This is a genomic window from Mesorhizobium sp. M0244 (assembly GCF_040321795.1).
Lineage (GTDB): Bacteria > Pseudomonadota > Alphaproteobacteria > Rhizobiales > Rhizobiaceae > Mesorhizobium.
The window spans coordinates 202,740-229,429 of sequence record NZ_JAMYSE010000003.1; the positions used below are offsets into that span (position 1 = coordinate 202,740).

At 60.7% G+C, this 26,690-nt stretch carries 23 protein-coding genes and 2 pseudogenes; 18 read left to right on the forward strand and 7 right to left on the reverse strand.

All coding sequences use genetic code 11. The features are described 5' to 3' along the window. Nucleotides 1-421 precede the first annotated feature (421 nt). The 3 genes from NKJ08_RS04580 to NKJ08_RS04590 form a co-directional block, all read right to left on the reverse strand. Nucleotides 422-700 (reverse strand): ubiquitination-like system serine protease family protein, encoded by a 279-nt coding sequence (locus NKJ08_RS04580; protein WP_352781469.1) that lies wholly within the window; start codon nucleotides 698-700, stop codon nucleotides 422-424. A gap of 606 nt (nucleotides 701-1,306) precedes the next feature. Beyond that, a complete protein-coding gene (locus tag NKJ08_RS04585) occupies nucleotides 1,307-1,792 on the reverse strand; it encodes a hypothetical protein (RefSeq protein ID WP_352781470.1) in 486 nt (161 codons plus the stop codon). A 1-nt stretch (nucleotide 1,793) separates the two neighbouring features. Continuing rightward, entirely contained in the window at nucleotides 1,794-3,488 is a 1,695-nt protein-coding gene (locus NKJ08_RS04590) for an AAA family ATPase (RefSeq protein WP_352781471.1), read from the reverse strand. 774 nt (nucleotides 3,489-4,262) lie between these two features. Between NKJ08_RS04590 and NKJ08_RS04595 the strand changes: the two are divergent. Both NKJ08_RS04595 and NKJ08_RS04600 read left to right on the forward strand, forming a co-directional pair. Continuing rightward, nucleotides 4,263-4,947: pseudogene (locus tag NKJ08_RS04595) on the forward strand (IS6 family transposase). 153 nt (nucleotides 4,948-5,100) lie between these two features. After that, a pseudogene (locus tag NKJ08_RS04600) lies at nucleotides 5,101-5,222 on the forward strand (putative quinol monooxygenase); the annotation flags it as partial. Between the two features lie 117 nt (nucleotides 5,223-5,339). Here the strand turns inward: NKJ08_RS04600 and NKJ08_RS04605 are convergent. Continuing rightward, nucleotides 5,340-5,978, reverse strand: coding sequence for a TetR/AcrR family transcriptional regulator (locus tag NKJ08_RS04605; protein WP_352781472.1), 639 nt, complete (start codon nucleotides 5,976-5,978; stop codon nucleotides 5,340-5,342). Between the two features lie 424 nt (nucleotides 5,979-6,402). On the opposite strand from NKJ08_RS04605, the gene NKJ08_RS04610 reads away from it, so the two are divergent. From NKJ08_RS04610 to NKJ08_RS04640, 7 genes are all read left to right on the forward strand, one after another. Then, nucleotides 6,403-7,512, forward strand: a complete 1,110-nt coding sequence (locus NKJ08_RS04610; RefSeq protein WP_352781473.1) for a sugar ABC transporter substrate-binding protein — start codon at nucleotides 6,403-6,405, stop codon at nucleotides 7,510-7,512. A 110-nt stretch (nucleotides 7,513-7,622) separates the two neighbouring features. Beyond that, nucleotides 7,623-8,588 carry an ABC transporter permease gene (locus NKJ08_RS04615; RefSeq protein WP_352781474.1) on the forward strand — a complete coding sequence of 322 codons (966 nt, stop codon included), beginning with the start codon at nucleotides 7,623-7,625 and terminating at the stop codon, nucleotides 8,586-8,588. 7 nt (nucleotides 8,589-8,595) lie between these two features. After that, a complete protein-coding gene (locus tag NKJ08_RS04620; protein ID WP_352781475.1) occupies nucleotides 8,596-10,101 on the forward strand; it encodes a sugar ABC transporter ATP-binding protein in 1,506 nt (501 codons plus the stop codon). Nucleotides 10,102-10,115: 14 nt separating this feature from the next. After that, the gene (locus NKJ08_RS04625) at nucleotides 10,116-11,060 is read left to right on the forward strand and encodes an ABC transporter permease (protein WP_352781476.1); all 945 of its coding nucleotides are present in this window, start codon (nucleotides 10,116-10,118) and stop codon (nucleotides 11,058-11,060) included. Between the two features lie 8 nt (nucleotides 11,061-11,068). Continuing rightward, nucleotides 11,069-12,097, forward strand: coding sequence for a zinc-dependent alcohol dehydrogenase (locus tag NKJ08_RS04630; RefSeq protein ID WP_352781477.1), 1,029 nt, complete (start codon nucleotides 11,069-11,071; stop codon nucleotides 12,095-12,097). An 86-nt stretch (nucleotides 12,098-12,183) separates the two neighbouring features. Beyond that, complete coding sequence (locus NKJ08_RS04635; RefSeq protein WP_352781478.1) at nucleotides 12,184-13,683, forward strand: aldehyde dehydrogenase family protein; 1,500 nt, start codon at nucleotides 12,184-12,186, stop codon at nucleotides 13,681-13,683. Further along, the gene (locus NKJ08_RS04640) at nucleotides 13,680-15,281 is read left to right on the forward strand and encodes a GMC family oxidoreductase (RefSeq protein ID WP_502906316.1); all 1,602 of its coding nucleotides are present in this window, start codon (nucleotides 13,680-13,682) and stop codon (nucleotides 15,279-15,281) included. The genes NKJ08_RS04635 and NKJ08_RS04640 overlap by 4 nt, the downstream gene beginning before the upstream one ends. A 76-nt stretch (nucleotides 15,282-15,357) precedes the next feature. Here NKJ08_RS04640 and NKJ08_RS04645 read toward each other — a convergent pair whose 3' ends face one another. Then, a complete protein-coding gene (locus NKJ08_RS04645; protein WP_352781480.1) occupies nucleotides 15,358-16,176 on the reverse strand; it encodes an aldo/keto reductase in 819 nt (272 codons plus the stop codon). A 212-nt stretch (nucleotides 16,177-16,388) separates the two neighbouring features. On the opposite strand from NKJ08_RS04645, the gene NKJ08_RS04650 reads away from it, so the two are divergent. The 3 genes from NKJ08_RS04650 to NKJ08_RS04660 all read left to right on the forward strand — a co-directional run bounded on the left by NKJ08_RS04650 (nucleotide 16,389) and on the right by NKJ08_RS04660 (nucleotide 19,130). Further along, a complete protein-coding gene (locus NKJ08_RS04650; RefSeq protein WP_352781481.1) occupies nucleotides 16,389-17,981 on the forward strand; it encodes an acyl CoA:acetate/3-ketoacid CoA transferase in 1,593 nt (530 codons plus the stop codon). Next, nucleotides 17,981-18,751, forward strand: coding sequence for an enoyl-CoA hydratase/isomerase family protein (locus NKJ08_RS04655; protein WP_352781482.1), 771 nt, complete (start codon nucleotides 17,981-17,983; stop codon nucleotides 18,749-18,751). The genes NKJ08_RS04650 and NKJ08_RS04655 overlap by 1 nt, the downstream gene beginning before the upstream one ends. Nucleotides 18,752-18,818: 67 nt before the next feature. Further along, nucleotides 18,819-19,130, forward strand: a complete 312-nt coding sequence (locus tag NKJ08_RS04660; protein ID WP_352781483.1) for a Dabb family protein — start codon at nucleotides 18,819-18,821, stop codon at nucleotides 19,128-19,130. A gap of 249 nt (nucleotides 19,131-19,379) precedes the next feature. Here NKJ08_RS04660 and NKJ08_RS04665 read toward each other — a convergent pair whose 3' ends face one another. Together NKJ08_RS04665 and NKJ08_RS04670 are read right to left on the reverse strand one after the other, a co-directional pair. After that, nucleotides 19,380-19,619 (reverse strand): MaoC family dehydratase, encoded by a 240-nt coding sequence (locus NKJ08_RS04665; protein WP_352781484.1) that lies wholly within the window; start codon nucleotides 19,617-19,619, stop codon nucleotides 19,380-19,382. Then, nucleotides 19,616-20,632, reverse strand: coding sequence for an aldo/keto reductase (locus NKJ08_RS04670; RefSeq protein WP_352781485.1), 1,017 nt, complete (start codon nucleotides 20,630-20,632; stop codon nucleotides 19,616-19,618). Before NKJ08_RS04670 ends, NKJ08_RS04665 begins: the two co-directional genes overlap by 4 nt. 163 nt (nucleotides 20,633-20,795) lie before the next feature. Here NKJ08_RS04670 and NKJ08_RS04675 point away from each other — a divergent pair, with 163 nt between their 5' ends. From NKJ08_RS04675 to NKJ08_RS04700, 6 genes are read left to right on the forward strand one after another with little or no spacing between them, the layout of a single operon-like run. Continuing rightward, a complete protein-coding gene (locus tag NKJ08_RS04675) occupies nucleotides 20,796-21,941 on the forward strand; it encodes an acyl-CoA dehydrogenase family protein (RefSeq protein WP_352781486.1) in 1,146 nt (381 codons plus the stop codon). After that, on the forward strand, nucleotides 21,938-22,720 hold the full coding sequence (locus NKJ08_RS04680; RefSeq protein WP_352781487.1) for a 3-ketoacyl-ACP reductase: 783 nt from the start codon (nucleotides 21,938-21,940) through the stop codon (nucleotides 22,718-22,720). The genes NKJ08_RS04675 and NKJ08_RS04680 overlap by 4 nt, the downstream gene beginning before the upstream one ends. Before the next feature lie 40 nt (nucleotides 22,721-22,760). Next, entirely contained in the window at nucleotides 22,761-23,909 is a 1,149-nt protein-coding gene (locus NKJ08_RS04685; RefSeq protein ID WP_352781488.1) for a dihydrodipicolinate synthase family protein, read from the forward strand. Nucleotides 23,910-23,918: 9 nt separating this feature from the next. Beyond that, entirely contained in the window at nucleotides 23,919-24,779 is an 861-nt protein-coding gene (locus tag NKJ08_RS04690) for a sugar phosphate isomerase/epimerase family protein (protein WP_352781489.1), read from the forward strand. 32 nt (nucleotides 24,780-24,811) lie between these two features. Further along, entirely contained in the window at nucleotides 24,812-25,561 is a 750-nt protein-coding gene (locus NKJ08_RS04695) for an electron transfer flavoprotein subunit beta/FixA family protein (protein WP_352781490.1), read from the forward strand. A gap of 24 nt (nucleotides 25,562-25,585) precedes the next feature. Next, complete coding sequence (locus tag NKJ08_RS04700) at nucleotides 25,586-26,515, forward strand: electron transfer flavoprotein subunit alpha/FixB family protein (protein ID WP_352781491.1); 930 nt, start codon at nucleotides 25,586-25,588, stop codon at nucleotides 26,513-26,515. Nucleotides 26,516-26,690: the final 175 nt, after the last annotated feature.

Here is a 26,690-nt window from a genome sequence, read left to right on the forward strand (position 1 = left end):
CCCTATTTTCATTTACGATAGAACTTTGCGACCAGAACTTGAAAGTAAATTCTCGGTATGGTCACCGCCTAATTCTTTAGCAGCATAGGTTTCTGAAATTGGAACCGCCTCCGTCAGCCAGATAGCTGTCGAGATGCCCGAAGCCGCGATCCCGATCCTTGCTGCGGGTACGGCATGCGTTTGGCTCGCCTTGTTGAAGGCAATCTGACCCCGCTGTCGCGCGACTGTGTCAACGACCGTCCGTTCGCACCTCACCTCAAAACCCAAGCCACGCGCGCAAATGGGTCCACAGATTGCGGGCTGACTTGTCCGGCTGGTTAGTGATCGGTGCCTCGCTATCATTCGGAGGCTGCTCGGTGCCATAATATTCCGCCTTTGCGCGCGCGTCGCGTCGCTGTTCGGCCTCGACCTGCTCGTCACTCTAAGGTGCGGCATCGATCACTCTCCCAGCCCTGATCACGTAGTGCGACCGGCAGGGCAGCTGCCAATTGCCGACCGAAGGGTGAAGCGAGATGATCTCTCCGTCGAACGTCATCTTCCAGTCGGTGGGGCTGAACCGGGTCACGACTTTTTCGCCGCAACCGCTGCAGCACCTATGTGCCGAGGTTGCGTAGTCCATCGAGATGTACAGCATTCCATTTTTCAGCGTGTCCGGGACATTGCGGAGGAAGCGATGCTCAAGGCGCTGATACCGGATCATTCCTGATCCCCATTGGGCAGCATGTTGCCGTCGACCGTGAAGGTAGAATAGTGCTCGTGCTCGAGATCGCGGTAGAAGCCCAGGCTTCTTCCACTTGATGACGGCCATCACGGCGTTCATGGCATTGAGATCGGCGACCTGGATGTTGGTCGCGTAGAGATCCCGTCATCGCCGCCCTCAAAGGAGATACGTCCCCCGTGAACGTGCTCGCGTTTGGCAGGCGTGCTGAGCGTGGCCCGCTGAATGCCTCCGAGGGCACCCTGTCAAGCTCGAGCCCCATCCCGACGTCGATGAACACACACCGAGCGCTTCGAGCTTCTTGACCACCAAGGCCTTGGCCGGGCCGTCGTCGATTGACACGAAGGCGAAGGTGATGCCATCGAGAAGGTGCGCCGTCTCCTCCGTGATCGCCACGGCGTGGGCAACGATTCCGCGGTGCATATTGGAGTAGATATGCGAGATCGCAAAGGCTGTTGTGCCGGGAGTAACGATCCACGCGCTCGGATAGTTGTGCGTGTCTGCTGTCTGGGGTGACTGTGTCGCAAAACCACTCTGGGTTCATGAAAGGCGAGCCCGATGTTGAGGAATGTCGCCTGAGCCGAAGCTTCAGAGCCCATCAACGGCGACGCACAATTTCTTGAGCGACTCATTCGACATGTCGAGAATCGGTTCATACATAAACGAGTTCAAGTGAATATTCTCCGGGGTCATGATATTCACCCGCTCGAAAAGCTTGATATTATTCTCTTTGTCCGGGAATTCTTGCTTGTACTTTTCCACCAGGCGGTAGGTCTGGCTATTTGTAATGCCGTTCACGAACTCGTCGTCGGCAATCTCCTTGATGATGAATTCCTCGGCTTTGAGGCGAATTCCGATCGCAAGCACAATCTTTTTCTCCAGCTCGATGACCTCTTCAGTCTCGGAGCAGATGGTTTTGCAGAGCTCCATTAGGAGATCGATCACGGGGCGATCGTGTCCGAAGGCAGAGAGGTCTGCCTGGGACGTGCTGCTGAGCACCTTGTTAAAAGTGTCCTCCAATTCCTTGATGGTCGTGGTTTTCGTGCCAGTCTTGATATGCAGGAGCGCGGTCAATTCAGCTTCCTCGCATCCATAACCACAATACTCGGACAAGTTTCGGACGAATGGAATGGAGGCGATGAGCATCTCCGGGTTCCTGAGGTTTGTCCTTCCAGTGCATGAAGGGGTTCTTTTGATATTTTTCCGTGACGAGCCTGATGCCGTTTTCGGTTCTTACAGAATGTAGCTTGTTGCAACGTTCAGGGGATAGACGACCGCTGGCGGTGCGGAAGAAATCGAAATTGTGAGAAAGGATTATCTGATGGAAGTGCTCGAGAGCCGCTATATCCTTCAGATACTCGATAATTGCGTACTTATTCTTGTAATCGAACGAATCGGCAATATCGTCGATTACAAAAAGCGTCTCTTGCCCGGCTTCTTTTCGCGCCTGCACCTCGAAAATAATATTGAGGATGTAAAGCGCCCGTTTTTCGCCGTTGCTCAGGACCTCGTACAGTTTGCTCTCCTCCACCGGGATCGTGTTCCCGTTCTCGGAATCCTTGAAATCGAATTTGATGATCGGAGCTTCGCTCCTTAGGATAACGTCGTCCTGGTTGTCCATGCGAACGACGAACGGAACCGAAAAGCGCTCGTTGAAGATGTCAATCACCTCCAGCCATTTGGTGGCTTCCCGCTTTGCCTGTTCCACGATTACCCCGATGCGGGCGGAACCCGTGTCATACTCGGTCATCAGGGTCGTATAGATGGCAGCGTTCGCGGTCAGGTAGGCTATCCAAATCTTCTGTTTAAACGCATTTACATTTTCAAGTTCCGGAATCAGGGTCTTGTTGTCGATCAGGAACTCTCGGAATTCGCGAAGTTCGACATTTTTCTGCAGTTCCTTGTCGAGCTTCTCAAACGACGCGTTCAGATCCTTGTCCTGCAGGATGGCATCCTTCTCGGACTGGATGAGCTTTTCGAGCTCGGCTTCGGTCTGCAGCTCGATCGACTTGGCTTCACGCGACGATTTCATCGTTACGGAATGACCGCTGTCGAACCAGCCGTTCTGCTTGAGGTTCTTGGCAACTACGGATGCATTGTTGTGGTTGAAAATGCCTTTTTTGAAATACGTCGAGGAGCTGAGGAGCTTGTCATAGATCGTTGTGTATTCCGAGATTTTCGCTAGAAAGTCGGGCGAGTTCAGGAACGCAACTATCTTATCGTGGAAAATCTGCTGATACTTGATCATGGCGAAATCCGGGTTCGTGCCCTTCCTGATCTCGCGTTCCAGCCTGCCGAGCGCGGTCAACAGCTCTTTGTGAGTGAGGTTGAAGTCGCCAACGAAGACCTTCTCCACGTCCTTCCGGATTCCGGAAGATGTCCGCAGCTCCTTCAGCACGTCCTCTAGCTTCCGCGAGATGCTTTCATATATCTCGTCGTATTCTTTCTTCAGCTCGGCGTGAACGAGCAGCGTGGATATTTTCGACGACCGGTAGGTCTGGTTATAGGGTTCGATTACGAAAATCTGTTCTCTGGACAGCTCTTTGCCGTCCTGATCATTTATCAACCGGACGGTTTCCCGTTCTGGGTAGACCCGGTCGACAGTATCCTTTCCGCTGCTCAGATCTTGGAACGACTTCGCGAACGATGTCTTCATAACGCCGTTGGGGGCGTAAATGATCATCGGCCCCCTTTGGGAGAAATCGAAGGTGTGCTTGAGGGACCTGATCCCGTAGCAGTTCTGGAAATCGACAATAACTTTTTTGAGCATCAACATGCACCCGGAGCTGGATTTTGGCGATTCCTACTGGCACGAGTCACCATACTCGCGGCACCCTGTCACAATCGGTTAATGTTATGAAAGCGGTCAATGTCTATAAATAGGACCGCACAAGATTTGCGTAATCGATCTTCCGGGGCGCAGATTTGCCATTGCTCTGAAGGAATTGCGCACCGACCAGGCGCACGGGAGCAAGGGGCGTCATGCGACCACCTTGACCCTGTCGGTCAGGCTTTTGATGATCTCGCTGTTCCCGTCGAAGTCGAGATAGGTCAGTTCTGTCGAGTCCGCCACCTGCGTTCGATGCGGCGGGCGACGTTTGGCACAACCATATCCCCGCTTTTAGCCGGTGTAGTACCTCAATCTTGGCAAGGGGCAGCTGGCGTGCGCCCGTTGCATCCCCAATCTGTATCCGCCAAGGAAATGACTGCGTCTGGCGCGAAGTTGACGACCCGAGGTGGGTCAATGTTGCAACCAAGTTCGAATGTCGCGCTGCCAGCAAAGTAGAAATGTCGCAACACGGGGCCGCCGGCTGCGACGTCAGCGCCCGATCGGGCGACAGCTGGTCGGGGTTGCGCAGCCCAATCGGGGGCGGCTCGGTAGAACTCCGTCGGCTTTAGCTTTGAGAGCCGCGTGCCCCTCTTCGAGCTAAAAGCCGGCTTCCGTTGTCGGTTGAGTCTTCCGGTTGATTGGAAATTCGTCCAGCACTGCGAGGGCGTTATCAACTTAACTCGCGTTCAGGGATTTGCGGCATAGACCGATGGCATGAACACCGCGACCATCAGCTACAAGCGCCATCGTTTCCCGCCGCAGATCATCGCCAATGCAGTCTGGCTCTACTACAGGTTCCCCTTGAGCCTGCGTCTGGTCGAGGAAATGCTACTGGAGCGGGATCGTCGCTTCGTATGAGACAATCCGCCGGTGGGGCATCAAGTTCGGTCCGGACTACGTTCGCCGCTTGCGCCACAAGCAGCCCAGCCGAAACGATGTCTGGCACCTGGACGAGGTCGTTATCACCATCGCCGGCAGGAAACACTGGTTGTGGCGCGCCGTCGACCAGGATGGCTATGTGCTCGACGAGATCGTTCAGAACCGCCGCAACACCAAGGCGGCCAAGCGCTTGCTGACGCGGCTGCTGAAGAAGAAGCGCATGATCACCGACAAGCTGCGCTCCTATGGAGCAGCCAGGCGACAGGTGATGCCGTGCGTCGAGCATCGGTCGCACAAGGGATTGAACAACCGGGCGGAGAATGCACATGTGCCACTGCGAAAACGGGAGCGGATGGTGCAAGGCTTCCGATCACCAGGAGCATTGCAACGCTTCGTTTCGATCTTCTCGGCTCTGCGCAATCTCTTCGTCCCGCCCCGCTCAAAACGCTCCGCTCTCGCTACATATATTCACCGCCTGCAGGCCATGGCGGAATGGAAAGCCGTGGCCGTGGTCAGCTAACATCAGCGGCCGCAGGTCTCAACTCGTGTATATGCAGACAACGTGACATCGCCTCACGGATCGATCGAAGTGCCTACCTTTGAACATTGAGTGCTCCCCGACAATCGAAGAGCTGTCATGCCGCAGTCGAGTTACCGAAAAGTTTGCGACACATCCAGCGAAGCTGAGTGGCGCGCTATATGGATGGCGCTGCGATGCAGCGCTTCCAAGCGAGAGGCGTCGGTGACTATTTCGCCGATTTCGCCCTGCATCGCCTGACCAAAGTCGCAGGCTGACACGGGGCATCCGTCATCCGAACACGGTGGTGCTCGGGTCGGGAAATAGGCCGACGGATCTGCGCGCAATCCCGTCTAATCCCGTGCAAAAAGAGAGATTCCATCCTGGAACGACGGCTACTTGCTGACAAGGCGCATGATGGTATCGATATTGAACTGCAGCCTTGTATCGAGAGCTTCCCGTGACATCAGATCGCGCTCGTAGATGATGGCGCCCGTAAAGCGATTGGTGAAGTAGTAGTAGCCGATGGCGGCGATCGTGATGTTCAACTGGACTGGATCGATGCCGTCCCGGAACAAGCCCTGCTTTGCGCCGCGCTCCAAAATCGTGTCGACCATCGTGACCAGACGTCGGCTGATGTCCTGAACGACCTTGGACTTCTTGAGATGGCGCGCCTTGTGCAGGTTTTCGCTGTTCACCATGGTGAGGAATTCCGGATTGTCGAGATAATATTTCCAGGTGAAGCGTACCAGCTTTTCCAGTGCATCCTTGGGGTCGAGATGATCGAGTTCCAGCTTTTGCTCGGCTGTTCGAATGTCGACATAGGCGTCTTCGAGCACGCGCTGGAACAGGCTCTCCTTGCTGTCGAAATAATGGTAGATCATGCGTTTGTTGGCTTTAGCGCGCGCGGCTATGTGGTCCACTCTGGCACCGCCCAAACCCTTCTTGGCGAATTCCTGCTTGGCAGCCGCAAGTATCCGCTTCTGGGTCGCCTCCGCATCGCGAATTCTTGGCTTCCTTGTCTTCGCCGCCAACATCTTTTTCCCTAACTGGTCCATTTCGAATCCGCCATTTGGCCATCGATATGGCGCACTACCTGGATTGTGGCCAGAGCGGCCAGCGAATTGTCAAAAGGCACTCCGCGGCGGCCAGGATCTGGCCGGCAGCATTGGTCTGGTTCACGGCGAACATCGGCGATCTGCTGCATTTTTCGAAGGCTTCCGGTTCCCGCCTGCCTCTGAAGTCAAAGGCCACTTCAACTAACCCAATAGTTACATAGAGGCACCCCGCGGCGCAATCGGGCATGTCGCCAATGTCCCGAGGCAAGGCCGCCACCGCGGCCGGAGTCCTGTTGACAAGCCAGTTCTAACAAAGTAACTAGATAGTGCGTAATGGTTCAGCTGGGTGCGCGTCTTGGGAGGGCGCTCGCTCGAATTCGGATCAGCAGGGAGAGAGAAAATGTCGTTCATCAAGAAATTTATCGAGCAGGAAACCATCAATCGCCGCAATCTGCTTCTCGCATCGGCCTACGGGCTTGGCGGCGCCGCGGCGCTACGCACCCTGGGTGCGACGCCGGCGCGCGCGACTACCGCAAATCCGACGATCGCATGGAGCTACCGCGACCGCACCAACCCGTACTGGAACTACGTCGTGTCCGGCGGCGAGGCCTTTGTCGAAAGCCTCGGCAAGCCGAAGGACGCGCTCGTCAACCTCATCAATGAAGGCTCCAGCGAGAAGTCGCTCGCTGACGTGAAGGCGCTTCTGGGCAAGGAGGGCAGCAACCTCGCGCTTGCGATCGACGCGAACGACGCGCCGAACTGCCGTCCCGTTGTCGAGGCGGTCGCTGCTGCCGGCGCGTACGTCTCCACCATCTGGAACAAGACCGACGACCTGCATCCGTGGGATTTCGGCGACAACTATGTGTCGCACATGACCTGGTCGGACGAAGGGCCGGCCGAGAAGACCGCGCGCATCCTGTTCGAAGCCATGGGCGGCAAGGGCGGCGTGGTTCATCTCGGCGGCATCGCCTCCAACAATCCGGCCATCGAGCGCCTGAACGGCCTGAAGAATGCGCTGAAGGACTATCCAGATGTGCAGTTGCTCGATGCCCAGCCGGCCGACTGGGATACGCAGAAGGCAAATCAGATCATGGCGAGCTTCCTGACCCGCTATGGCGACGAGATCAAGGGCGTGCACTGCGCGAACGACACGATCGCTTATGGCGTCATAGAGGCGCTGCGGGCCGAAGGCATCGAAGGCATGCCGATCGTTTCCTATGACGGCAACCAGCAGGCTGTCGAACTCGTGGCCAAGGGCGAGATCCTGACTACCGTCTTCACCAATCCGCATTGGGGTGGCGGCATTACGGCGGCGCTTGCCTACTATGCGGCCACGGGCGCGTTCAAGCCTTCGGCCGAGCCCAAGGAACATCGCGAATTCTACGGCCCGACCATCCTCGTCACGCCCAAGGATGCGGCTGAGTTCAAGGCGAAATACCTCGACAGCACGCCGAAATACGACTGGAAGGACTTCTGGGGTCCGGGCAACGGTCAGATCAAGTACAAATAATCGATCTGCCGGCGGATGCGCACCGGCAGCGGCGCCACTCCGATCCGGTGGTATGCGATAATACTGCGACGGCGACCCGCTTCGCCGTCCTTTGCCCGCGGGAGAAGAGCGTGGACAATTTCTTGACCAGAGACAATTTGCAGAAATGGGCGCCACTTCTGGTGCTGCTCGCGCTGGTCCTGTTCTTCTCGATCGCCAATCCGAATTTCCTTTCTATGCGCAACTTTGCGCGCATTTCCATTCTGTCGACCCCGTCATTGATGATCGGCGTCGGTGTGACTTTCATCATTCTCATGGGATCGATCGACCTCTCCATGGAGGGAGCCGTGGCAGTCTGCGCCGTGCTGTTCGCCACCATGTTTACGGCATTGGGGGGGGACCTGGCGGGATGGGGATGGCTGGCGATCGTCGGCGCGCTGGTCGTTGGCGCTCTGTTCGGTCTGATCAACGGGCTGGTGCATGTCGGGCTGAAGATACCGTCCTTCATGGCGAGCCTGTCGATGGGCTTCGTCGGCATCGGCTTGTCGCTGCTGATCACCGGCGGCGACAGAATCCGCGTCGAGGATCCACTTTTCCGCTCGCTGCTTACCTATCGGCTGGGTGGTTTTCCACTGATGGTCTATGTCGCGCTGGCGGCGCTGCTCATTGCTGGCTTTATTCAGGGGCGGACGAAGATCGGGCGCAATTTCTATGCCGTCGGTGGCGGTGAGGATCTCGCCCATGCATCCGGCCTGAATGTCTCGAGGGTGCGCATCATCGGCTTCGCCATTGCCGGGGTTTTCTACGCACTCGGCGCGATGCTGGCGGTAGCGCAGATCGGCATTGCCGAGACAGTCACCGGACGCAATTTGATGTTCGTATCCATCACTTCCGTGGTCGTGGGCGGCACCGCGCTCTGGGGAGGCGCCGGCGGCGTGTGGAACACACTCGTCGGTGTCCTGATCGTCAATGTCATCGGCAACGGCATGGTGGTCATGGGATTGCCGAGCTACGTCCAGGACGGTGTGCTCGGCCTGCTGGTCATCATCGCGGTCTATCTGTCGACCGACCGTCGCTCTTTGTCTTTCGTGAAGTGACGCGCAAATGTTCGAGCTTCAGAAAGTCGAGAAGAAATTCCCCGGTGTGCATGCGCTGAAAGGCATCGACTTCACCATCAAGCGCGGAGAGATCGTCGGCCTTGTCGGCGAGAACGGCGCCGGCAAGTCGACGCTGATGAAGGTCATCTATGGCGCCTATCAGCATGATGGCGGGCAGGTTCTGGTGGACGGAAAAGCGGTGCGCTTCCACAACCCGCGCCAGGCCATGGATATGGGGGTCGGCATGGTTTTCCAGGAACAGTCGCTGATCCCGAACCTGACCGTCATGGAAAACATCTTCCTCGGATTCGAGCAGCAGTTCGTGCGCCTGGGTGTCGTCAACTGGAAGAAGATGGCGACGGCGGCGCGTCAGCAGCTCGAGAAGGTCAAGCTTTCGATCGATCCCGCGATGGTCACCTCGAAACTGTCCTTCGCGCAGCGTCAGCTGGTGGAACTCGCCAAGGTGCTGACGCTGGAAGAGCGCGTGCAGGGCGATCTCGTCATCCTGCTCGACGAGCCGACATCGGTGCTGGCTAAGGAGGAAATCGAACTTCTGTTCAGCTTGGTCAGGGACCTGCGCAAGCGCGCCTCATTCATCTTCGTCTCGCATCGGCTGGATGAGGTCATCGAGCTATCCGACCGCATCTATGTGATGAAGGACGGCTCCGTGGTCGACGTCGTCGATGGCAAGGATGCCGACGTCGCGTCGATCCAGCACAAGATGGTGGGGCGCAACATCAGCAAGGAATATTACCGCGAGGAGAAGCAGAAGCCCTTCGACGCCGCAAAGCCCCTGCTCGAAGTCGATGGGATCAGCCTTGCGGGTCGCTACAAGGACATTTCGCTCAAGCTGCATGCCGGCGAGGTTCTCTGTCTGGTCGGTGTCGAGGGTTCGGGGCGCGAAGCGATCTTGCGCACCATCTTCGGCCTGCAGAAGCCGCATCTCGGCCACGTCACCCTCAAGGGCCGGCGGGTCGAAACCTTCAGCGCCGCGCACGGGGTCGAGTGCGGCGTGGGCTACGTACCGCGCGAGCGCAAGATCGAGGGCATGGTCGGTGGCATGACCGTCTACGAGAACATGACGCTGTCGCAGATGCGCAACTATTCGAATGCCGGCGTATTGGAGATTGCCAGGGAGAGGGGGCTTGCCCGCGACTGGATTAAGCGGCTTTCGATCAAGGCGTCTTCAGAGAACGTCGATTGCGGCAATCTCTCCGGCGGCAATCAGCAGAAGGTGGTGCTCGCCAAGTGGCGGAGTGGCGGTTCCGACATCATCCTTCTCGACCATCCGACGCGCGGCCTGGACATCGGCGCCAAGGAGGACGTCTACGATATGGTGCGCGACATGAGCGATGCCGGGGTTGGCATCATCCTGGTCGCCGATACGCTCGAGGAGGCAATCGGCCTCAGTCACACCATTGCCGTCATTAGGGATGGCGAGATCCGCAAATGGTACGACTGCCCGTCCGGCGGCAAGCCGTCTCTTTACGATCTCATCCACTACATGACATGACCCAGGAGCGCGCAATGTCATTTGGTCGGCTCAAGCGACACTTTCCTTGGATCACGCTGGTGGTTCTGGTGCTAATCGTTGGTACCATCCACCCGAGTTTCCTGCGGCCGCAAAACTTGATCGAGCTCGCCGGAGACATCGTGCCGCTGTTCATCATGGCGCTTGGCATGACGCTCGTCATCTATATCGGCGGCATCGATCTTTCGGCTCAGTCGGTGGCGAACATGACCACCGTTCTTGCGACCATATCGCTGCCGTTGTTCGGTGTGCTCAGCGGCGTGCTCGTCATCCTGGCAGGGTTCGTGTTCGGCGCCCTTTCCGGCTTCGTGACGACACGGCTCAAAGTGCCGTCCTTCATTGCCACGCTCGCGGTGGGGGGCCTGGCGCTCTCCGTCGGGCAATATGCTTCCAGTCAGCGCGCGCTTTACATGGACGCAGGCGAACGCGACCGCGCCTTCGGGTGGATGGTCGGCAGCGGATGGAGCGGCGTGCCGCATGAATTGATCCTGGCCCTGGTTCTGATCGTGCTTGCCTGGTTCCTGCAGAACCGCACCACGACAGGGCGCGCTTTGAAGGCTATCGGCGCCGGCGAACCTGCCGCCGTCGCTTCCGGCCTGAAGGTCGAGCGCTACAAGATCCTGGCTTTTGCCTTCTCCGGCATGCTTGCCGCGATTGCCGGGCTGCTCTTCTCCGTCAAGCTTTCAGGCGGCTCGCCGACTCTTGCCGAAGGCTTTCTGCTGCCGGCGATCGTCGCCGTCCTGGTCGGCGGTACGCCGCTGACCGGCGGCGTTGGCGGCGTGCTGAACACCCTGGTCGGTGTGCTGATCGTGGCGGTCGTGCGCGCCAGCATGCTGTATTTCGGGGTGCCGGCGACGAGCCAGCAGATCGTCTTCGGCATCGTGCTGATTGCCGCGATCGCGCTGACGATCGACCGTTCCAAAATGCGCATCGTGAAGTAGGATCGACCATGGCAACTATGACGGCGGCGGTCCTGGTCGCGCCGCGACGCTTCGAGATCAGGGAACTGCCTGTCCCGGTTTGCGGACCCGATGATGTCATCATCAAGGTCGATCGCTGTGGGATCTGCGGCACCGACATCCACATGTTCAATGGCCATTATGCCACTGAGCGGCTACCCATCGTCCCTGGCCACGAATTCACCGGCACGATCAGCCGGATGGGCGACAGGGCAGGCCCATTTGTCCTCGGCCAGCGGGTGGTGGCCGACATCAATATTGGCTGCGGCGGATGTTACTACTGCCGCAGGAACGAGGTGCTCAACTGCGCCGAAGTTCGCCAGGTCGGCATCTCGCGCGACGGTGCGTTCGCGCAATATGTCTCGATACCAGGTCGTCTGGTCATTCCGGCGCCCGACGATGCTGCGCCGTCCATGCTGGCGCTGACCGAGCCGGTCGCCTGCGTCGTGCGCGCAGCGCGCAAGGCCGATGTGCGATTTGGCCAATCCGTCGTCATTCTCGGCGCCGGGCCGATAGGCAACCTTCACATCCAGATGATGCGGCTGGTCGGAGCCGCGCCCATTATCGTGGTTGAACTTTCTCCGGAGCGTGCTCGGCTCGCCGTCCAGGCAGGCGCCGACGCGGTGGTGAGCGATCCCTCCCGGGTCAAGGAGACCGTGCGCGCCATGACCGGCGGACGTGGTGCAGACATCGTCATCGAAAGCGTCGGCCTGCCGCAACTCTACGCTCAAGCCTTTGACCTTATTCGACCTGGCGGCCACGTTGCCGCTTTCGGCATAACTGGTCCTGGTGACAGCATTCCGCTCGCGCTGCTCGACACCGTGCTCAAGGAAAACTCGGTGAAGGGATCGGTTGCAGGCATGGGAGAGGACATGCACGACGCGCTGACCCTGCTGCTGCATGGTCGGTTCGATGTCGCGCCTTTCGTGGGCGCCACCTACGAACTCAGTGCGATCCAGGAGGCGTTCGAGACGCTGAAGGACCGGCCGGATGTTCTCAAGACGCAAATCGCGATCTGAGCGGCAGGGAGCGCACGGCGGCGACGCTTGAAATAACCAAATAGTTACTTATAGTGTGATCGCGGCGACGACCGGAGGACAAAGCCATGGATAATCAACCCGCCAATTCTTTGCTACCTCCTGAGCCACGGACGTTCGGTTTCTTCGTCGACGGCAAAGTCGTGGAGGCAGGGTCGCGTCCATATTTCGAGCGGCAGAGCCCAGGGCATAGCGTTGCGGTCACCCGCATCCCGAAATGCAGCAGGGATGATCTCGATCTGGCGGTTGCCGCGGCGCGGCGGGCCTTCGAGGACGGGCGCTGGTCGCGCATCCCCTCGGTTGAACGGGCGAGCGTGCTGTTACGGGCCGCGCAGATCATTCGGCGGCGCGCCGAGGAGATCGCCCTTTGGGAAACGCTGGAGAATGGCAAACCGATCAGCCAGGCCCGCGCCGAGGTCGACGGTTGCGCCGGCATCTTCGAATACGCGGCAGGTGCCGCCCGCGCACTGCATGGCGACGCTTTCAACAATCTTGGCGACCGCCTGTTCGGGCTCGTCACGCGGGAACCGATCGGGGTGGTCGGTCTCATCACGCCCTGGAATTTTCCCTTCCTCATTCTGTGCGAGCGCGTGCCATTCATACTTGCTGCCGGCTGCACGATCGTCGCCAAACCGTCCGAAGTAACCTCGGCGACGACGCTTCTCCTCGCCGAAGTGTTGGCGGAAGCCGGCCTGCCGGCAGGCTGCTACAATGTGGTCACCGGCTCGGGCAGCACGATCGGCCAGGCGCTGACGGAGCATATGGACATCGACATGCTGTCCTTCACCGGCTCGACGCACGTCGGCCGGCGCTGCGTTCAGGCGGCCACCGGAAACTTCAAGAAACTCGGCCTGGAACTCGGTGGCAAGAATCCGCAGATCGTCTTTGCCGATGCTGATCTCGAGGACGCCGCCGATGGCGTCGCCTTCGGCATTGGCTTCAACACCGGCCAGTGCTGCGTCAGCGGCAGCCGGCTGATCGTCGAGCGCTCGGTGGCGCGCGCGTTCGAAGAGATGGTCGCGGCGAAATTCGCCAAGGTAAAGGTCGGCGACCCGCTTGATCCGGCCACGCAGGTCGGCGCCATCACCACGGCCGCGCAGAACGACACCATCATGACGTACATCGCCAAGGGCAGGGCGGAGGGTGCAAGGCTGGTCTGCGGTGGCGATCAGCTCTACTTCGGCCGTGGCCACTACATCGCACCGACCCTGTTCGGCGACGTGACCGGCGACATGGCGATCGCACGCGACGAGATCTTCGGGCCGGTGCTCAGCATCATGCCGTTCGAAACGGTCGAGGAGGCGATCGCCATCGCCAACGACACCGTCTATGGGCTGGCGGCCAGCGTGTGGAGCAAGAACATAGACAAGGCGCTGACGGTGGCCCGACGCGTGCGCGCCGGACGCTTCTGGATCAACACGACGCTTGCCGGCGGACCGGAACTGCCGCTGGGTGGCTTCAAGCAATCAGGCTGGGGGCGCGAGGCCGGAATATACGGTGTCGAGGAATACACCCAGATCAAGTCCGTACATATCGAACTCGGCAAGCGAGAGCCTTGGGTGTCGTGACAAGCGAACGCGGATACGACTTCGTCATCGCTGGCGGCGGCTCGGCGGGCTGCGTGCTGGCCGCGCGTCTGTCGGAAAACCCAGATGCGCGCGTGCTCCTGCTCGAAGCCGGCGGCCGCGACACCAACCCTTACATTCACATGCCGGTCGGCTTCGCCAAGATGACCTCCGGCCCTTTGACTTGGGGACTGAAGACCGCGCCGCAAAAGCATGCCAACCAGCGCGAGATTCCCTATGCCCAGGCCAAGGTGATCGGCGGGGGATCGTCCATCAACGCCGAGGTCTATACGCGCGGGCATCCCGCGGATTACGAACGGTGGGCGCGCGACGAGGGGGCCGACGCGTGGTCGTTCGCCGACGTGCAGCCCTATTTCCTGCGCTCGGAAGGCAACACCATGTTTTCGGGAGAGATGCACGGCACCGATGGTCCACTCGGTGTTTCGAACATCCCGGACCCGCAGCCGACCACCCGTGCCTTCGTGCAGGCGTGCCAGGAATTCGGCATGCCCTACAATCCCGATTTCAACGGCAAGGCTCAGGAAGGCGCGGGCATCTACCAGACGACCACCCGGAATGCACGGCGCTGTTCCGCAGCTGTCGGCTATCTCAGGCCGGCAGAGAGCCGCCCCAATCTGACCGTCGAAACCGGGTGCCAGGTCGACCGCATCCTCTTCGAAGGGGTTCGAGCCATCGGCTTAGCCTACCGCCGTGCGGGCGAGATGCACGTTGCGCGTGCCGACAGCGAGGTGCTGGTCACCGCCGGCGCGATCGGTTCGCCAAAGATCATGATGCTGTCCGGCGTTGGACCGGCGGAGCATTTGAAACAGCACGGCATCGAGGTCGTGCATGACTTGCCGGGAGTCGGTGAGAACCTCACCGACCACTACGGTGTCGATATCGTCGCCGAACTGAAGGGACCGACAAGCCTCGACAAATACAACAAGCTTCACTGGATGCTCTGGGCTGGCCTCCAGTACAAGCTGTTCAAGAGCGGCCCGGTGACGTCGAATGTCGTCGAAGGCGGCGCGTTTTGGTATGGCGATCAGTCGTCAGCCATTCCTGACCTGCAGTTTCATTTCCTGGCCGGTGCCGGCGCCGAGGATGGCGTTCCGAGCGTCCCGTCGGGCTCCGGCATCACGCTCAATTCTTATACACTGCGGCCGAAAAGCCGCGGCACTGTCCGGTTGCGCTCGTCCGATCCCGCCGACAAGCCGATCGTTGATCCGAATTTTCTCGCCGATCCCGCCGACCTGAGAGTCTCGGCGGAAGGGGTGCGGATCAGCCGCGAGATTTTCCAGCAGCCCTCCCTGCAGAAATACATCCAACGCCTGCATTTGCCTGGCCAGGACGTCAGGACGCAGAAGGACTACGAGGACTATGCGCGCCGCTATGGCCGTACCTCCTACCATCCGAGCTGTACTTGCAAGATGGGCGTCGATGCCATGTCCGTGGTAGACCCTAAGCTTCGCGCGCGGGGGTTGGAGAACATCCGCATTTGCGATTCGTCGGTCATGCCCAGCCTGGTCGGCTCGAACACCAATGCCGCGACGATCATGATTGGCGAAAAGGCAGCAGACCTCATCCGCGGCAACAGGTAACCGATACTCTTTCGACAGAGCGGCAGCCGTGCAGACGGTCGTTCTGTTGTCTGAGTTCCGAGAATGTGCCGCCCTGTTAATCCCAATCAGGCGCCCATGGCACCAGGTCGTAGCCTATTATGCGCTTGTTCGTATGGGTGAGCGCATCGATGCGTGCCATGTCGATGCTGGAAAGTGTGAAATCCATGATGTCGAAATTGGCCCGGATGTTCTCGGGTTTGGTCGACATGGTGTTCACCGAAACGCCCTTCTGCAGGATCCAGCGCAACGCCACCTGACCGGCGGATTTGCCGTAAGCTTTGCCGATTTCGGCAAACTGTGGATATTTGAAGACTTCGCCGCGGGCAACGGAGGTGAAGGACGACAGCGGAATACCAGTCTCGTTAGCCGCCCCGAGCAGGATGTCCTGGTTGAGAAGCGGATGGAACTCGACCTGGTTGGTTACGATCGGGCCATCAAGGATGGCGCGTGCATCGCGCATCATCTTGGCGGTGAAATTCGACAGGCCGATATGCCGTACCAGGCCCTTGTCCTGCGCGCTCTGGAGTAGCCTCAGGGGCGACGCGATGTCCCCGTCGAGCGGCGGCCAGTGCAGGAGCAGCGCATCGACATAGTCCAGCCGCAGATCCTTCAAGCTCTTTTCGACGGAGCCCAGGAAGAGCGCTTCAGCGTAGTTGTCGGGATGGACTTTTGTGGTGATGCAAAGATCCTGGCGCGGCACATCGGCCCCGGCAAGGCCCTCTCCGACCTCGGCTTCGTTGCCGTACATCTGCGCGGTGTCGAATGCCCGATAGCCGGCGTCCAGCGCCACAGCAATCGCGGCCATGCAAGCGTCGTGGCGTAACGGGAACGTGCCGAAAGCCCTCTGGTGCGTCTTCTGGAAAAAGATGTTCACAACTTTGCCTCCAGCCTCGTCGGTTGCTCTCAGTAAATAACTGAATAGTTACTTACATCGCCTTGCGTGTCGTTGGCAAGATCGCCGGGCGACGATCTCGAAGCGATTTTCGTGGCACCCCTGACACGACCGCCATAGATCGGTCTTGACCAAATTCGGTGGCGTGGTAATAACTAAATAGTTACTTTACTCGATACAGATAGGACGGCTTCATGTCCAAGATTACCAGCGCGACGGACGCGGCAAGGGCGGTCAAGGATGGCGCGATTGTCGCGGTCAATTCGTCGAGCGGATTGTGCTGTCCAGATCTGGTCCTGAAGGCGCTTGGCGAGCGCTACCGTGATGAGCGCCATCCGGCCGGGCTGACCATGGTCCACCCGATCGCAGCAGGCGACATGTTCGGGACAAAAGGGATCGACCATCTGGCTCAGGATGGCATGATCGACACCATCATCGGTGGGTCCTACCCGTCGGGACCGTCGTCATCCGAGCCTCCGCTGATCTGGCAGATGCTCGGCGAAGACCGGGTCGCTGCCTATAACGTTCCAAGCGGGATCATCTTCGATATCCTGCGCGAGGCGGCCGGACATCGCCCGGGCGTGATCACCAAGGTCGGTCTTGAAACATTCGTCGATCCCGACCTGGACGGCTGCGCCATGAACGCACGCGCACGGGCGCGGCCGATCGTGCGCAAGATCGAGTTCGAGGGCGAGGAATGGTTGTATTTCCCGTCGATCAAGCCGGATGTGGCGATCATTCGCGCCACGACCGCCGACGAACGCGGCAACCTGACATTCGAGCATGAAGGCGCCTATCTGGGCGCGATGGAGCTTGCGCTTGCCGCGCACAATTGCGGCGGGGTGGTGATCGCCCAGGTCAAGCATGTTGCCCAGGCAGGCACGCTGCGCCCGCATGACGTACGCGTGCCGGGCGTTCTGGTCGACATGATCGTCGAGGATCGCGAGCAGTTGCAGACCACGGCCACGTCTTACGATCCAGCGATATCCGGTGAATTGTTCAGGCCACTCGATACCTTCCGGCTGCCGGCTTTCGATGCAGCCAAGACGATGGCGCGCCGGGTTGCGATGGAATTGCGGCGGGGTTGGGTCGTCAACATCGGCTTCGGCATTTCGGCCAACGTGCCACGCATCTTCCTTGAGGAAGGCCGGCACGGCGATGTGACCTGGGTGATCGAGCAGGGCGCGGTCGGCGGTATTCCGCTGCTCGATTTCAAGTTCGGTTGCTCGGCAAATGCGGAGGCGTTCGTCGCCTCACCGCACCAGTTCACCTATTTTCAGGCGGCGGGCTTCGACGCGTCCTTGCTCTCCTTCCTGCAGATCGGTGCCGACGGATCCGTCAATGTCTCGAAACTGTCGGCGCGGCCGCACGTCACCGCCGGCGCCGGCGGCTTCGTTGACATCACCGCACGGGCAAAGAAGATCGTCTTTTCCGGCTATTTCAACGCCGGAGCAAAGCTCTCGGTCGGTAATGGAAAGCTCTCCATAGACAAGGAAGGCAAGGTGGCCAAGCTGGTACCCTCCGTCGAGCAGGTGTCCTTTTCCGGCAAGCGTGCGACGGCGCAGGGACAGGATGTGACCTATGTCACGGAGCGCTGCGTGCTTCGGCTCATCGATGGCAAGGTCACGGTGACCGAGATCGCGCCTGGAATTGATCTGAACCGGGACATCCTTGACCAGGCGGCGTTTCCCCTGGCGGTTGCCGACACAGTTCGTCCGATGTCGGCACATCTTTTCATGGCAGACCGGATGGACGGCCATTTTCGCCCCGCCGTGGCTGCCGAGTGATGCCGGACAACCGCATCGGCCTTGAGATCGACAGCCAGGTCGCGGTCGTGACACTCGACCGTGCCGAAAAGCGCAACGCGCTGAATGCGGCGATGATCGACGGGCTTGCGGCGGCCTGCAGGACCATCGAGCAAAATGCGACGGTCAGGGTCGTGATCCTGACCGGCGCGGGCAAGAGGGCCTTTTCGGCAGGCGGCGATATCCAGGCCTGGAGCGGCAAGTCGCCCAACGATTTCGGCCGCTTCTGGCTGCGCGAAGGCCATGATGCCTTTGCGGCCGTCGCCCGGCTTCGGCAGCCGGTGATCGCCGTCCTCAATGGCGATGTGTTCGGCGGCGGACTGGAATTGGCGGCTTGCGCGGACCTGCGGATTGCCGAACAGCATGTCAGGATCGCGCTGCCGGAAACCGGGCTCGGGATCATTCCGGGCTGGTCGGGCACGCAACGCGCATCCCGCCGTTTCGGCGCGCAACTGGTGCGGCGCATGGCCCTGTTCGGCGAGGTCTTCGATGCAGACGTAGCGCTTCGTCTCGGCATCGTCGATCATATCGTCCAGGGTGGTGCGGGAATTGTCGCGGCACGACAGATCGCCGCGCAGGTCTGCGGTCGCGCGCCGCTGGCGACCGAACTGACAAAGATGCTCGTCAACGCCGCCGAAGGTGAGGAAACAGAACGCGTTCTCGAAGCGATTGCCGGCATTGCCGCAGCGCAGTCGGAGGACCTCCAGGAAGGGCTGGCTGCCTTCCGCGAAAAACGGCCTGCGCGCTTCTGAAAGTGGTCAATCTGCTGGCCGGAAAATGCCAGGCTGAGACTAGAATATGACGAAGGGAGAGATTCCGATGATCCGCCATTTCGTGCTGCTGCGTTTTCGCGCCGATGTGAGCGCCGAAACCAAATCCGGGCTCTATGAGGAGTTGGACCGCTTGCGGGATCATCTGCCGGGCATCGTCGCCTTTCACGCCGGATCGAATGTCAGCGTGGAAACAGACCTGATCCGCGGCAACCACGACGCATTCTGGGTCGATTTCGCAGATGAGAATGCGCGCGATGACTATCTTCGCGACCAAAAGCACCAAGAGGTCGGTGCGCGGATCGTGGCCCACACCGAACGTGGCCTTGATGGCGTGACGGTGGTCGATCTTCGATTCTAATGGTAGGTCGGCTGAACAGCGCGAAACGGGCTAGCGATAGAGCATTAGCTTGTTCTCTCCGGACTGGACCGTTTCGTCGCGCTGGTTCGTGACGACAAAGCGCAGCGTGAGGATCCCCCGCCCCGCATTCCGGGTCTCCCGTTTGTTCGCAACGACAATGCGTGCGCGGATCTCATCGCCGGCAAGGACAGGCCCCACGAAAGTCCAGTCCCAGCCCAGCGAGGCGATGGCCGGCCTGCACCTGGTTCTTCAATCCGTCCACCAGCGACAGCACAATCCATGCGCGACACGGGCTTGGAATCCGTGGTGTTTCGCGCCCGCCACGCTCATATGGATTTCGAAACGATCGCCTGTCAGCTCGGCGAAAGCGTCGATCATCTGCTCCGTGACGGCCACGGCATCGGACTCGTACCAATCGCCGACGGCGACATCCCCATAAGACAGGCCTTGCGCTGTCAGCTGGCGGCCCGGCGCGGTCTCTGTCGTCATTCCGGCACCGGGGCATCCTCCCGGATCAGCTTGCGCTGCTTCAGGTCGGCCCAGAACTCGGCCGGGATTGGATGGCTGAACCATGTGAGGTTCTGCGACAACTGCTCCACTGTTCGTGTGCCGGCGCAGAAGGAGGGAATGGCGGGGTGGGCCACCACGAACTGCAGCGCAGCCGCGGGGAGGGGCACATTGTGGTCGCGGCAGACGGCTTCGATCCTGGCGACCTTGTCCATGACCGCCAAGGGCGCCGGTGCGTAGTTGTATTTGGCGCCGTCGACCGCGCCTGTGGCCAGGATGCCGGAGTTGAAGCCGCCGCCAACGATCACCGCGACATTGCGCTCTTCGCAAAGCGGCAGGAACTCGTTGAGCGCATCCTGCTCCAGGAGCGTATATCGCCCTGCCAGCAGGAAGCAGTCGAAGTCGCGCTGCCTGAGCGCTTCGAGGCAGACCTCCCACTCGTTGACCCCGACACCGATCGCCTTGACCAGACCTTCGCCGCGCAGCTTCTCCAGCGCGCGCCAGCAGCCGTCCATTGCTTGCCTGAACACTTCGGGCTGGGCGTCGCCGCGCGTAAAGCGATCGATATCGTGGATGAACAGCATGTCGATGTGCTCCAGCCCCAGACGCTGAAGCGAATCCTCGAACGACCGCATCGTTCCATCGTAGCTATAGTCGAAGGTCATCTCGTTCGGCGCGGCGTTCGCCCATGGCGAAAAGTCGATCTCGGATCGTCTCTTCGCCTTCAGCACGCGTCCGACCTTCGACGCCAACACGAAATCCGAACGGTTCTTCCAACGCAGCGAATGGCCGAGGCGCAGCTCCGAAAGCCCGTGGCCGTACATCGGCGCGGTGTCGTAGAGCCGGACACCGGCGTTCCAGGCATGCTGGACCATGGCATCGGCCGTGGTTTCGTCGATCTCCCTGAGAAAGTTCCCGATCGGCGCGGTGCCGAAGGCGAACGCCGTGACATCGAGATCGACCCGACCGAACCTGCGCCTGTCTGAAGGCTGCATTCGATTTCCTCCCATTAGTAACCATCTGGTTATTTTTTATCGTAACTTTTCATGCTGGGCAAGCCGTTGTTGTGACGTTGATGGGACTCTTCGATTTTCCACGCTTGACGGGGAAGCCGCATCGGCGTTAGGAGTAACTAGATAGTTACAAGAGATGGACGCGATGCTTATCACAGACACTCAGCGCCAGGTGCGGGACATGGCCCGCCAGTTTGCCGACGAGGTCATCAGGCCGGCGGCCGAGGCCCTCGATCGTGACGAGCGATTCCCGGTAGAAATCTACGAACAGATGGGCGCGCTCGGCCTGTTCGGCGTCGGCGTTCCCGAGGAGATGGGCGGCCCCGGTTTCGATACGCTGACCTACGCGCTGGTAATGGAGGAGCTGTCGCGGGGCTACGCCTCGGTCGCCGACCAGTGCGGCCTGGTCGAACTGATCAGCACGCTGTTGGTGCGCCACGGCACGCCGTCTCAGCGCGAGCAATGGCTGGGTTCGGTGATGCGCGCCGAAACCAAGGTCGCCTACTGCATCACCGAGCCGGAAGCCGGCACCGACGTCTCCGGCATCCGCACCACGGCAACGCGTGATGGAGGCGGCTGGCGTCTGAATGGTGGCAAAATCTGGATCCACAACGCGCCGGTCGCCGATATCGGGTTCGTGCTGGCCCGCACCGACAAGGAAGCCGGGCATCGCGGCATGAGCATCTTCATCGTCGACCTCCATGCCAAGGGCATCGAGCGCGGCCCGAAGGAGCACAAGATGGGCCAGCGCGCCAGCCAGGTCGGCGCGCTCAATTTCGCTGATGTCATGCTTGGCGAAGAGGCCCTGCTCGGCGAGGAGGGCAAGGGCTTCCACATGATGATGAGCGTGCTTGACAAGGGGCGTGTCGGCATTGCGTCGCTAGCGGTGGGCATCGGTCAGGCCGGATTGGAAGCGGCCGTCGATTATGCCCAGCAGCGCAGACAATTCGGCAAGGCTATCGTCGAGTTTCAAGGCGTCCAGTGGCTTTTGGCCGACATGGCCAAGGACATCGAGGCAGCGCGCCTTCTGGTGCAAAGTGCGGCCGCCAAGATCGACGCCGGCGAGAATGCGACCAAGGCCTGCTCGATTGCCAAGTGCTTCGCCGGCGACATGGCTGTCGCCCGTACCGCGGATGCGGTGCAGGTCTTCGGTGGCTCCGGCTATATCAGGGGTTTCGAAGTCGAGCGGCTCTATCGCGACGCCAAGATCACGCAGATCTACGAAGGCACCAACCAGATCCAGCGCATGATCATCGCCCGTGAACTGCTGAAGCATGGGGCGCGGGCATGAGTGCCGCGCCGCGCCATGCGGTCCTGATCACCGGTTCGAGCCGCGGCATCGGGCTCGCCGGCGCGCTTGAACTGGCCAGGATCGGATTCGCCATCGCGCTTAACGGGCCGGCCGACGACGACGAATTACACGAGGCCGAAGCGATGGTCGCCGCGACCGGCGTCCCTGTGGTCCGAGTGCCTGGCGATGTCGGCGATCTTGCATCGCACGATGCGTTGCTCGACCAGGCCGAGGGTGCGATCGGCCCGCTGTCGACCTTGATCAACAATGCCGGCGTGTCGGTGATGGATCGTGGCGATCCGCTCGACGTTTCGGAAGCGAGTTATGACCGCTGTCAAACGGTGAACGCCAAGGCGCAGTTCTTCCTCGGCCAGCGCTGGGCCCGGCGGCTGTTGATACGCCAGCGCGACGACGGCCGCTTCTACAGCCTTATCAACGTGTCGTCGTCCAACGCCTCCGCGGTGGCCGAGCCGCGCGCCGAGTACTGCGTCTCCAAGGCCGCCTCCGCAATGATCAGCAAGGTTTTCGCCGTGCGGCTCGGGCGCGAGAACATTGCGGTTTACGACATTCAGCCCGGCCTGATTGAGACGGCGATGACCAGGCATGTCTCGCAGACTTATCAGCGGCGGATCGATGAGGAAGGCCTGACCCTGATCCGCAGGCTCGGGCAGCCGCAGGATGTCGGCCGTATCATGGCGACCCTGGCGTCGGGCGCGCTACCCTATACGACCGGCCACGTCATCTCGGCCGATGCCGGGATGCTGGTGCCGCGTTTCTGAAGCAGACTCCCCGGGGCGATGTGAGACAGGAGACGACCCGATGATGATCAGTCTTCCCGATGCAAAGGGCGCCTTTTCCAATTATCGCATGAGCGGAAAAACCGTTCCGGTGGCCAGGCTCTCGGAGCGTTCCGCGCGTGTCGTCTTTTCGGCCGCCCATGTCGTTGCCGACCCATTCACCGACAATGATCCGATGGGGCCGGCCACCGTGGACTGGGACGCCACCATGGCATTCCGGCGCTATCTTGCCGATATGGGCCTGGGCATCGCGGAAGCGATGGACACGGCACAGCGCGGCATGGGCCTGGATTGGCCCGGTGCGCTTGAACTGATCCGCCGCACCAGACAAGAGCTTCCTGGAGCGCTGGTGTTCAATGGTTGCGGTACCGATCATCTCGATCCCGCAGCCACGCGTTCGCTTGACGATGTGCGGCGTGCCTATTTCGAACAGGTCGAGGCGATCCAGGCGCTCGGCGGACGGCTGATCCTGATGGCGAGCCGCGCGCTGGCGGTAGTCGCCTCCGGTCCAGACGACTATGTGTCGGTCTATCGCGACGTGCTTGGTCGCTGCGACAATCCGGTGATCCTGCATTGGCTCGGCGACATGTTCGATCCGGCTCTTGCGGGCTATTGGGGAACGGACAGCTTTGAACAGGCGATGGAAACGGCGCTTGCCATCATCGCCGAGAACCACAGCAAGGTAGATGGCATCAAGATTTCGCTGCTCGACAAGGACAAGGAGATCCAGATGCGCCGCCGGCTGCCGGCAGGCGTCAAGATGTACACAGGCGATGATTTCAACTATCCCGAACTGATCGCCGGCGACGCGCACGGCTTTTCGCATGCGCTGCTCGGCATTTTCGACCCGTTGGCGCCAGCGGCGGCCTATGCAGTGGCAAAGCTTGGCGATGGCGACGTCAAGGCGTTCCGCCACATGCTCGACCCCACCGTGCCGCTGGCGCGGCTGATCTTCCGGGCGCCAACGCAACACTACAAGACGGGCGTGGTCTTTCTCGCCTGGCTGAACGGCTTCCAGGATCATTTTGTCATGCTCGGCGGTGCGCAGGCGAAGCGCCCGCTGCCCTATTTTGTCGAAGTCTTCAAGCTCGCCGATGACTGCGGGCTGCTGCGCGATCCCGACATGGCGGCGGACCGGATGCGCCGGCTGCTGGCGCTCTATGGTGCCTGAACCAAGCCGATGCGCGATTTTGCAAACGATCATTCCGCATTGGCCCTCAACACGGCCACGCTCGGCCATAATGTCGACGGGCACGGAGCCGGCTGGCCGGTCGAGCGGGTCATTGATAGCTGTGCCGAGCGGGGGTTCGGCGGCATCGTCTTCTGGCGGCGCGAGATCGGCAGGCGGGCTGTCGAGATCGGCGATCGTGCCCGCGCAGCCGGGCTCGCCGTGGCGGGCCTCTGCCGGGCGCCGTTCCTCGTGGGTCCGCTGGCGCTGCCGACACGATCAGCGATCATGGACGACTTCCGCGCCTCCATCGATATGGCGGCGGAACTCGGAGCTCCAGTCCTGACCATCGTGGCCGGCGGGGTTGAGCCCGGTACGCGCGGCGTTCTCGAAAGTCTGAAGCGTGTCGCAGATCGCGTCGCCGAGGCTGCCCCTTATGCAGCCAGACACAAGGTGAAACTGGCGCTCGAGCCTCTGCACCCAGTCTATGGCGGTGACCGCTCCTGCCTGGTGACCATGCGCGACGCGGTCGATCTCTGCGATGCCATTGGGCACGCCAGTGTCGGTGTGGCTGTAGACATCTACCATGTCTGGTGGGACACCACTCTCGGCCTCGGATTGGAACGTGCCGGTGCCGGACGCATCCTTGGCTACCATCTCTGTGATTGGCTGGCCGAGACGCGCGACGTTCTTGTCGATCGCGGTATGATGGGTGAGGGCGTCGCCGATCTAAAGGGGATCCGGACCGCCGTCGAAACGGCCGGCTACCAGGGTTGGTGCGAAGTGGAAGTTTTCTCCGCCGCCAACTGGTGGAAGCGCGATCCGGCCGATGTGCTCGATGCCTGCGTCAAGCGCTTTCGAACAGTTTGCTGAAAACGGGATCAATTGCGAACGGAGTTGCAGCAATGAAGATCCTTGTGCCCGTGAAGCGGGTTGTGGATGCGAATGTCAAGGTGCGCGTCAAGGCGGATGGTTCGGCGGTCGAACTCGCCAACGTCAAGATGGCGATGAACCCGTTCGACGAGATCGCGGTGGAAGAAGCAATCCGGCTGAAGGAAGCCGGCAAGGCCGAAGAAATCATCGTCGTCTCGATTGGCCCGCAGCAGGCGCAGGAAACCCTGCGCACCGCGCTCGCCATGGGCGCCGACCGCGCCATCCTGGTCAAGACCGACGAGCAGACCGAGCCGCTCGGCGTCGCCAAGGTGCTGAAGGGCGTGGTCGAGGCGGAGCAGCCCGGCCTCGTCATCCTCGGCAAGCAGGCGATCGACGACGACTCGAACCAGACCGGCCAGATGCTGGCGGCACTGCTCGGCTGGGCGCAGGGCACCTTCGCCTCCAAGGTGGTAATCGAGGGCGATAAGGCCAAGGTGACCCGCGAAGTCGATGGCGGCCTGCAGACGGTGGAGTTGAAGATGCCGGCGATCGTGACCGCCGACCTTCGCCTCAACCAGCCGCGCTATGCCTCGCTGCCCAACATCATGAAGGCCAAGAAGAAGCAGCTCGACGAGAAGAGCCCGGCCGACTACGGCGCCGACGTCAAGCCGCGGCTGAAGGTGCTCAAGACCGAGGAGCCAAGCGGCCGCAAGGCGGGCGTCAAGCTCAAGAGCGTCGCGGAACTGGTCGACAAGCTGAAGAACGAAGCCGGCGTGCTGTAAGCGATCGGAAAAGGAGACAACAACATGGCTATTCTTCTGATTGCCGAACACGACAACGCAACCCTTTCCGACCAGACCGCCAAGGCGCTTTCGGCGGCCCTGCAGATCGGCTCGGACGTGCATGTGCTGGTTGCCGGCAAGAGCGCCAAGGGCGCAGCCGACGCCGCCGCCAAGCTGAAGGGCGTCACCAAGGTGCTGCTCGCGGAAGCCGACGAGCTCGCCGAGCGCCTCGCCGAGCCGACGGCCGCACTCGTCGTCTCGCTGGCAGGCGCTTACGACACGATCATCGCCCCGGCCACCTCGTCGGGCAAGAATGTCGCGCCGCGTGTCGCAGCCTTGCTCGATGTCGCGCAGGTGTCCGAGATCATCGAAGTCGTATCGCCCGACACGTTCAAGCGGCCGATCTATGCCGGCAATGCCATCCAGACGGTTCAGTCGACCGACGCCAAGAAGGTGATCACCGTGCGCACCGCTTCATTTCCCGTCGCCTCCCAAGGCAATGCGGCTGCCGTCGAGATTATCTCGGCGGCAGCCGACCCCGGTGTATCGTCCTTCATCGAGAACAAGCTTTCCGGAACTGATCGTCCGGAACTGACCTCGGCCAGGATCATCATTTCGGGTGGCCGTGCGCTGGGCTCCTCGGAAAAATTCCAGGAGGTCATCCTGCCGGTCGCCGACAAGCTCGGTGCAGCCGTCGGCGCTTCCCGCGCCGCCGTCGACGCCGGCTACGCGCCGAACGACTGGCAGGTCGGCCAGACCGGCAAGGTGGTGGCCCCCGATCTCTACATCGCGGTCGGCATCTCCGGCGCCATCCAGCACCTTGCCGGCATGAAGGATTCGAAGGTCATCGTCGCCATCAACAAGGACGAGGAGGCGCCGATCTTCCACGTTGCCGACTACGGCCTCGTCGGCGATCTTTTCGTCATTTTGCCGGGACTGCAAGAGGCACTTTGACATTCGATCGACGTCCGCGCGGATGTCACGGGACTCTAGACAATCGGCGTCATTTGTGCGGAACGTGGTTGCGGCACTTCGAACGAAAGCTAGGCGTGGGGAAGAAACCCAACATCAAGGACATCGCGAAGGCCGCCGGCCTTTCGACGGCGGCTGTTTCCTATGCGCTCACGGA

Coding starts and splice junctions, on each gene's coding strand:
- NKJ08_RS04675 (WP_352781486.1), top strand. CDS start 20,796: ATGCTTATCACAGACACTCAGCGCCAGGTGCGGGACATGGCCCGCCAG.
- NKJ08_RS04620 (WP_352781475.1), top strand. CDS start 8,596: ATGTTCGAGCTTCAGAAAGTCGAGAAGAAATTCCCCGGTGTGCATGCG.
- NKJ08_RS04650 (WP_352781481.1), top strand. CDS start 16,389: ATGTCCAAGATTACCAGCGCGACGGACGCGGCAAGGGCGGTCAAGGAT.
- NKJ08_RS04695 (WP_352781490.1), top strand. CDS start 24,812: ATGAAGATCCTTGTGCCCGTGAAGCGGGTTGTGGATGCGAATGTCAAG.
- NKJ08_RS04630 (WP_352781477.1), top strand. CDS start 11,069: ATGGCAACTATGACGGCGGCGGTCCTGGTCGCGCCGCGACGCTTCGAG.
- NKJ08_RS04680 (WP_352781487.1), top strand. CDS start 21,938: ATGAGTGCCGCGCCGCGCCATGCGGTCCTGATCACCGGTTCGAGCCGC.
- NKJ08_RS04685 (WP_352781488.1), top strand. CDS start 22,761: ATGATGATCAGTCTTCCCGATGCAAAGGGCGCCTTTTCCAATTATCGC.
- NKJ08_RS04635 (WP_352781478.1), top strand. CDS start 12,184: ATGGATAATCAACCCGCCAATTCTTTGCTACCTCCTGAGCCACGGACG.
- NKJ08_RS04580 (WP_352781469.1), bottom strand. CDS start 700: ATGATCCGGTATCAGCGCCTTGAGCATCGCTTCCTCCGCAATGTCCCG.
- NKJ08_RS04670 (WP_352781485.1), bottom strand. CDS start 20,632: ATGCAGCCTTCAGACAGGCGCAGGTTCGGTCGGGTCGATCTCGATGTC.
- NKJ08_RS04665 (WP_352781484.1), bottom strand. CDS start 19,619: ATGACGACAGAGACCGCGCCGGGCCGCCAGCTGACAGCGCAAGGCCTG.
- NKJ08_RS04610 (WP_352781473.1), top strand. CDS start 6,403: ATGTCGTTCATCAAGAAATTTATCGAGCAGGAAACCATCAATCGCCGC.
- NKJ08_RS04590 (WP_352781471.1), bottom strand. CDS start 3,488: ATGCTCAAAAAAGTTATTGTCGATTTCCAGAACTGCTACGGGATCAGG.
- NKJ08_RS04690 (WP_352781489.1), top strand. CDS start 23,919: ATGCGCGATTTTGCAAACGATCATTCCGCATTGGCCCTCAACACGGCC.
- NKJ08_RS04625 (WP_352781476.1), top strand. CDS start 10,116: ATGTCATTTGGTCGGCTCAAGCGACACTTTCCTTGGATCACGCTGGTG.
- NKJ08_RS04660 (WP_352781483.1), top strand. CDS start 18,819: ATGATCCGCCATTTCGTGCTGCTGCGTTTTCGCGCCGATGTGAGCGCC.
- NKJ08_RS04655 (WP_352781482.1), top strand. CDS start 17,981: ATGCCGGACAACCGCATCGGCCTTGAGATCGACAGCCAGGTCGCGGTC.
- NKJ08_RS04700 (WP_352781491.1), top strand. CDS start 25,586: ATGGCTATTCTTCTGATTGCCGAACACGACAACGCAACCCTTTCCGAC.